7 protein-coding genes are annotated in these 6,935 nt (G+C 70.2%); 5 read left to right on the top strand and 2 right to left on the bottom strand.

Features of this window, described 5'->3' with window-relative positions:
* Positions 1-175 (bottom strand): GntR family transcriptional regulator (locus GEV07_30360; GenBank protein MQA06818.1); only part of this gene is annotated, 175 nt, incomplete at its 3' end.
* Positions 176-617: 442 nt separating this feature from the next.
* Between GEV07_30360 and GEV07_30355 the strand changes: the two genes are divergently transcribed.
* The 4 genes from GEV07_30355 to GEV07_30340 all read left to right on the top strand — a co-directional run bounded on the left by GEV07_30355 (position 618) and on the right by GEV07_30340 (position 6,344).
* Positions 618-1,346: an FCD domain-containing protein gene (locus tag GEV07_30355; GenBank protein ID MQA06817.1), complete on the top strand. Its 729-nt coding sequence runs from the start codon at positions 618-620 to the stop codon at positions 1,344-1,346.
* 107 nt (positions 1,347-1,453) lie between these two features.
* Entirely contained in the window at positions 1,454-2,713 is a 1,260-nt protein-coding gene (locus tag GEV07_30350; GenBank protein MQA06816.1) for an MFS transporter, read from the top strand.
* Positions 2,710-4,746 carry a hydantoinase/oxoprolinase family protein gene (locus tag GEV07_30345; GenBank protein MQA06815.1) on the top strand — a complete coding sequence of 679 codons (2,037 nt, stop codon included), beginning with the start codon at positions 2,710-2,712 and terminating at the stop codon, positions 4,744-4,746. The genes GEV07_30350 and GEV07_30345 overlap by 4 nt, the downstream gene beginning before the upstream one ends.
* On the top strand, positions 4,743-6,344 hold the full coding sequence (locus tag GEV07_30340; protein MQA06814.1) for a hydantoinase B/oxoprolinase family protein: 1,602 nt from the start codon (positions 4,743-4,745) through the stop codon (positions 6,342-6,344). Before GEV07_30345 ends, GEV07_30340 begins: the two co-directional genes overlap by 4 nt.
* Positions 6,345-6,375: 31 nt before the next feature.
* On the opposite strand, the gene GEV07_30335 is transcribed toward GEV07_30340, so the two are convergent.
* The gene (locus GEV07_30335) at positions 6,376-6,612 is read right to left on the bottom strand and encodes a hypothetical protein (GenBank protein MQA06813.1); all 237 of its coding nucleotides are present in this window, start codon (positions 6,610-6,612) and stop codon (positions 6,376-6,378) included.
* 18 nt (positions 6,613-6,630) lie between these two features.
* Between GEV07_30335 and GEV07_30330 the strand changes: the two genes are divergently transcribed.
* A partial coding sequence (locus GEV07_30330; protein MQA06812.1) for an SOS response-associated peptidase occupies positions 6,631-6,935 on the top strand: 305 nt, incomplete at its 3' end.

Below are 6,935 nucleotides of genomic sequence, written 5' to 3'. Positions count from 1 at the left end.
GCACCCGCTCCGAGGGCAGGCGATCGCCAGGCTCGTAGCCACCGTGCTCGATGAGCTGGGTGAGCTCCTCGCGTACGGCGGTGAAGACGTCAACCTGCCGCAGGGAGACGATGCGGAATGCTCGGTCGCTGCCGGTCACGGCTTCTACAGTACAGGCGGGCTTCCGCGGGCGCACCGGCTAGTCGAACAACCAGCACGGGAGCTGGACCGCAGTTTATGGGCACATGAAGAGCCTGTTGCACAAAGGCGACTTCGCGCAGAGCGGCCGCAGGATCTTCGGTGAGGTCTCCGGCAACGAGGTGGGATCGGTCCGCAAGCGCCAGTTTTGGGTACATTGTGGCGGTTCATCGAAGGCCCTGAGGTGTCCTCGCCGGAAGATATCCGGTGCTCCGGTCACCATCTTCCTTTGTGCAACAGGCTCCATCGTGCGCTCCTTCCAGCGTGCCGAACCTCCCCGGCGCGACACCGGATCTCGGCATGCTCTCACCGACTACACGAACGGCGACGGGCCAGCTCGACGGCCTCGACGCCCACAGCTACCGCAGCCCACCGACAGCGCCCCGTAGGCTCGGTCCCGAGGATTGGAGGACGCCGTGCCGAAACGCGACCGGTCGCTGATGGAACAGGCACACCGTGCCATCAAGGACCTCATCCTCACCGTGCAGTTGCGTCCGGGCGAGCAGCTCGACGACATCCAGCTCGCGGCCGCCCTCGGCTTCAGCCGCACGCCGGTACGGGAGGCGCTGTTCCAGCTCGGCTCGGACGGCCTCGTGACCGTCGGCACCCGGGGCGGCTTCATGGTCCGGCCGTTGGATCTCTTCGACGTCGGCCAGCTGTTCGAGGCACACGTCGTGGTGGCACGTTCGACCGCCCGGCTGCTCGCCGTACGCGCGACCGACGCGGACCTCGCCGACCTGGACACCGCTACCAAGGCGGTCAACGCGGCCATCGCACGCCGGCACCCGGCGAGCATCGCCGCGACCAACGCGCAGCTGCACCGCCGGGAGGCCGAGGCGGCGCGCAACGAGCACCTCAAACGGCTCGCCTGGTCGGTGTTCGACCAGGGACAGCGGCTGGCCTTCCTGTGCTTCGGCGGTGACACCACTCAGTACGACGACGAGCTCGACGAACACTTCACGCGCGTCACGCACGACCACGAGGAGTTCCTCGACGCGATCCGGTCCCGCGACCCCGACCGCGCCGAGGACGTCGCGGCACGACACGTACGGCTGTTCCGCACTCGAACGCTGAGCTTCCTCTCGACCACACCCGTCGAGGGGCTGCGTCTGGACACCGAACTGGTGTCCGAGCCCGCCGACGTGTGGCGGCAGGTCCCCCGCTCCTGACGATTCGGCGGTTCCGCGCCGCCCGAGCCTGTTGTAGGCTCCGTAGGAATATCATTCGTATACCAACGCCGAGCGGGGGCCCTGCAACCAGCGGAGGTCAGCACCCGATGACTGAGAAACAGCAGGTCATGGCCCAGGAGGTCACCGAGAAGGACGCGCGGCGGGCACTGGCGGCCGCCGGCATCGGCTGGGGGCTGGACGGCCTCACCTGGACCATGTACGCGTTCGCGCTCACCGCCGTCATGCCGGTGCTCGGCATCTCCGAGGGCGCCGCCGGCTGGATCACCGCGGTGAGCATCGGCGCGTCCGCTGTCGGCGGCGTGGTCTGCGGATCGCTCGCCGACCGCTTCGGGCGGGTGCGGGTGTTGACCTGGGTCATCGTCGGTTACTGCGTCTTCACCGCGCTCACCGCGACCGCACAGGACCTCACCCAGTTCGCGTTCTGGCGGGTCCTGGAGGGCTTCACCTTCGGCGGGGAGTGGGCGGTCGGCGCCGCGCTCATCGCCGAGTACGCGGCGCCGCACCGCCGCGGACGGGTGCTTGCCTTCGTACAGAGCTGCTACGCGATCGGCTGGGCAATCTCCACCGGGCTCTACCTCGTCGTCTTCTCGCTCGCGCCGGAGAACGTCGCCTGGCGCTACCTGTTCCTCGTCGGGGTCGTCCCCGCCGTCGCCGCGTTCGTCATCAGGCGCACGACCCGCGACCGGGTGCAGGTGGCGCCCAAACGCCGCGAGCCCTTCGGGCAGCTGTTCCAGCGGCAGACCATCAAGACCACCGTGCTCGCGACCGGGGTCGGACTCGGCATCCAGGGCATCTACTACTCGGTGTTCGTGTTCATGCCGCTGTTCCTGCGCTCCGAGCGCGGGCTGAGCGTCATCGGCACGGCCACGTACACCTGGGTGGTGATCGTCGGTTCGTTCCTCGGTTACGTCGCCTCGGGCTTCGTCCACGACACGATCGGACGCAGGCCGACGTTCACCTTGTTCTTCGCCGGCTCGGCCGGGGCGATCGCCCTGTTCGTCTTCACCCCCGTCGTACGCCCTGAACTGGGGTATGTGATCAGCTTCCTGCTCGGTTTCTTCGCCTCCGGCCAGGCCGGTGGTATGGGGGCCTACCTCGCGGAGCTCTTCCCCACCCACGTGCGGGCGAGCGGACAGGGCTTCGCCTACAACGTCGGCCGCGGCGTTGCCGGGTTCGGCCCGTTGACCATCGGGGTATTGGCCGCGGGAATCGGTTTCGGCGCCGCGATCGCGTGGGTGGGTTTCGTCGCCGCCGCAGTCGGCATCTTGACCGTGTGGTCGTTGCCCGAAACGAAGGCCAGGAACATCCTCAAGGACGTCGTATCCGCCGACCAAGGGAGCAGATGAGCGAGGCGGGTGGTCCGGCCCGGGTCGCGATCGACACCGGCGGAACCTTCACTGACGTCGCATTCCGCGGCACCGACGGCAGGATGACGGTACAGAAGGTGCCGTCGCGTCCGTCCGCACCCGACGAGGCGGTGCTCGCCGGACTGCACAGGGCCTGTGCGGCGACCGGCGTGGCAGCCAGCGAGGTCGGCAGGCTCGTCCACGGCACCACGGTCGCGACGAACGCCTTGCTCACTCGCGGTGGCGCGCGGGTCGGTCTGGTTACCACCGCCGGCTTCCGCGACGTGCTCACCATCGGCTACCAGACTCGTCCCTCGCTGTACAACCCACTGGCCAGACACCCGGCTCCGCTGGTGCCACCGCGACACACCTGGGAAGTCGACGAGCGGGTGCTGGCCGACGGCAGTGTGCGCACACCGCTGTCGGCGGCCGAGGTCCACGCTCTCGCCGATTCGATCGAAGCGGCGGCACCGGACGTCGTCGTCGTCGCGTTCCTCAACAGCTACGTACGTCCCGACCACGAACGCGAATGCGCGCGTCTGCTGCGCGACGCCGGCGCCGCCCCCGTCGTCTTCGCCGCCACCGACGTCTCCGCGGAGATGCGCGAGTACGAACGGATCTCCACGGCCGTGCTGAACGGGTACGTCGAACCGGTGGTGGCCGGCTACGTCGGTCGGCTCGAATCGCGGCTGCGCGAGGACGGGCTCGCCGGCGGGCTGTGGATCATGCAGTCCAACGGCGGCCTGATGAACGCCGCGGCCGTGCGCCGGCAGAGCGTGCGGACGATCCTCTCCGGCCTGGCCGGCGGCGTGATCGGCGCCGCCCGGTGGGCGCACGATCTCGGGCTGGCGAAGGCGGTCAGCCTCGACATCGGGGGTACGAGCACCGATATCGCGTTGATCAGGGACGGCAAGCCGGACGAGGTGACGTCGGCGGAGGTCGACGGCTTCCCCATGCGGTTGCCCGCCGTGGACGTCCACACCATCGGCGCCGGCGGCGGGTCGATCGCGTGGCGAGATGCCGGGGGCGGGCTGCGCGTCGGGCCGCACTCGGCCGGCGCCGATCCCGGACCGGTCTCGTACGGCCGCGGCGGCGACCGCACGACGGTCACCGACGCACATCTGCTGCTCGGCCGCCTGGGCACCGAGTTGCTCGACGGCGAGCTGACCCTCGACCTGGCGGCGGCGCGCAAGCAACTGGCGGTCCTCGCGGCGGATCTCGGGCTGTCGGCGGAAGAGACCGCGGCCGGCGTGCTCCGAGTGGCCAACGCGGCCATCGCGCGCGGCATCCGCGCCGTGAGCGTCGAGCGCGGCGTGGACGTCCGCGACTGCACGCTCATCGCGTTCGGCGGCGCCGGACCACTCCATGGTGCCGAGTTGTTGCACGAGCTAGGCATGCGCACGGCGGTCGTTCCTCCACACCCCGGGATCGCCTCGGCCGTCGGCATGCTCGACGCGCCGGTCCGGCACGACTTCGCCGCTGCCGCGAGCGCGAGCTCGGCCGCCGAGCTACCGAACACCCGGCGGGTGTTGGACGCCCTGGCCGCCGACGCGCTGGCCTTCATGGCCGAGTCGGAGGCGCTGCCCGAAACCGACGTCGAACTGTCGCGAGGAGTGGACGCGCGCTACCTCGGCCAGAGCTACGAGCTCACCATCGCCTGGCGGGACGACTTCGACGAGCTGCGGACGGCGTTCGACGCCGCCCACCTCGAGCGGTACGGTTTCGCCGACGACGACGCCACGCTGGAGATTGTCGCCGTCCGGGTGACCGCCACCGCACCCATGGCGGAGAGTACGACCGAGGAACGGACACCGCCGTCCGCCGCGGCCGCTCCGGAGCGGTACCGCACCGCGTACATCGCCGGAGACTGGCACGAGACGCCGGTCTACCGCCGCGACGCATTGCCGATCGACACTCCGTTGGCCGGCCCGCTCATCGTGGAGCAGTTGGACAGCACCGTGGTCGTCGCGGCCGGGCAACGGTGCACCGCCGACGCGGACGGGTTCCTGCGCATCGAAGCGGAGGGAACATGACGGACCAGTCCGCGCGACACGCCACCCGACTGGACCTGGTGGCCTTGGAGGTGGCCAGGCACCGGCTGGAATCGGTCGCGGAAGAAGTCGGCACGGCGCTCATCCGCACCTCGTACTCACCGAACATCAAGGACAGGCGCGACTGCTCCGCCGGCATCTACGCACCCGACGGGGAGCTGATCGCGCAAGCCGAACACATCCCACTCCACCTCGGGTTGATGCCGTCGCTGATCAACGCGGCGGTCGCCGACGTCGGCAGGTCACAGCTACGGCCGGGCGACGTGCTCATCACCAACAACCCGTACCTCGGCGGGTCCCATCTGCCCGACACCTGCGTCATCACGCCGGTGCACGACGGCGACGAACTGGTGGCGTTGGTCGCGAACATGGCCCACCACGTCGACGTGGGCGGGAGTACTCCGGGGTCGATGGCCGCCGACACGACCGAGATCTTCCAGGAGGGCATCAGGATCCCGCCGATGAAGCTGATCGCCGGCGGCCGGCCGCGCTCCGACGTACTACGGCTGCTGATGGCCAACGTCCGCACGCACGAGAAGACCCGGGGCGACCTGATGGCTCAGGTCGCCGCCAACGAGCTCGGTGCCCGTCGCCTCCGTGAGCTCGTCGCCGAGTGGGGTGTCCAGGGCCTGCACGAGGCATGTCTCGCGCTCGTCGAGTACGCGGAACGGCGCACCCGCGCGGCGCTGGCCGAGCTACCGGACGGCACCGGCACGTTCACCGACTACCTGGAGCACACCGGTACGCGTCGCGCGGACATCCCCATCGTGGCAACCGCCCGCAAGAACGGCGGCGAGCTCGACGTCGACCTCACCGCGTCCGCCGACCAGGTCGACGGCGCGGTGAACTGTTCTTCCGCCATCGCCGAGGCGTGCATCGCGTACGTGGTGAAGATGCTGACCGACCCGACGCTGCCGTCGAACGCCGGTCTGCTGCGCCCGATCACCGTCACCACGCGGCCGGGAAGCGTCGTATCGGCGCGGTTTCCCGCCCCGGTCGCGAACGGCAACACGCAGACGGCGCAGCGCATCGTCGACGTTCTCCTCGGTGCGTGCCAGGCGATCGTGCCCGGCCGGGTGCCCGCGGCGAGTAGCGGGAGCATGAGCATCGTCACGGTCGGCGGCCGGCACCCGCGTACCGGGGAGTACTTCTCCTACGTCGAGACCTACGGCGGCGGGCAAGGAGCGCATCCGCTCCTCGCCGGGGCGGACGCGGTGCACACCCACATGACGAACACCAGGAACACGCCGTGTGAGGTCATCGAGCGCGAGTACCCCCTGCTCGTGCGCAGGTACGAGGTCGCTCGTGACACCGGCGGCGCGGGCCGGCACCGCGGCGGGGCCGGCCTGATCAGAGAGCTCGAGCTCACCGAAGGCGAGGCCGTCACCGTGGTGGCCACCGCCAGGGTCGACCGGCAACCGTGGGGACTCGACGGTGGCGAGCCGGGCCGACCTGCGGTCGTGCGCGCGGTCCTCGACGGCGAGGAGGTCGAACTGCCCGCCATGTCGCGCCTGACGCTGTCAGCCGGCGACCGGGTACACATCCAGACCGCCGGCGGTGGTGGCTACGGCCTGGCCTAGCGGTCGGCGGCGAGGTGGGTGCGGACGGAAGTCAGGAGGGGCCGCCGGGTCGTCGGCGTAGAGGCGGACCGAGGTCACCTCGAGCGTCGCCTCGCGGCAGCCGGACGGTCAGCGGGCGGGTGAGGACCAGCTCCACCGCGTACTGGCTGGTGGCCACCACGTACAAGCGCTCGCCGACGACCTGCACAGAACGGCCGTCCTTCGTGCCACGTGCGGGACGCGCAGTGGTGATCGCGTCCCAGGGCACGAGTACGGCCAGCACGAGCAACGGGGGGAGGATGAACGCATGTGCGGTCGCTACGCCAACACCAAGGCCCGCGTCGACGTCGAGGCGCTCTACGGCGCCCGCCACGCGCGCGGCGAGGAGCTGCCGCCGAGCTGGAACGTGGCCCCGGCCGACCCGGTGTATGGCGTTGTCGACGCGCACAGCACTGCCGGTCCCGGCCGCGAGCTCGGTGTCTACCGTTGGGGTCTGGTGCCGTGGTTCATGAAGGACGCTAAGGCCGGCGCGCGGATGATCAACGCCCGCGGCGAGACGCTGCTCGACAAGCCGGCGTACCGGCAGGCCGCCGCGCAGCGCCGGCTGCTGTT

The organism is Streptosporangiales bacterium, assembly GCA_009379825.1.
In the GTDB taxonomy this organism is placed as follows: Bacteria; Actinomycetota; Actinomycetes; order Streptosporangiales; family WHST01; genus WHST01.
The sequence above is the reverse complement of the archived record's forward strand: the minus strand, read 5'-3'. Positions and strand labels throughout refer to the sequence as shown.

Excerpts from the sequence above, each read along its gene's own strand:
- GEV07_30355 (MQA06817.1), top strand. The coding sequence starts at position 618 with ATGGAACAGGCACACCGTGCCATCAAGGACCTCATCCTCACCGTGCAG.
- GEV07_30345 (MQA06815.1), top strand. The coding sequence starts at position 2,710 with ATGAGCGAGGCGGGTGGTCCGGCCCGGGTCGCGATCGACACCGGCGGA.
- GEV07_30340 (MQA06814.1), top strand. The coding sequence starts at position 4,743 with ATGACGGACCAGTCCGCGCGACACGCCACCCGACTGGACCTGGTGGCC.
- GEV07_30350 (MQA06816.1), top strand. The coding sequence starts at position 1,454 with ATGACTGAGAAACAGCAGGTCATGGCCCAGGAGGTCACCGAGAAGGAC.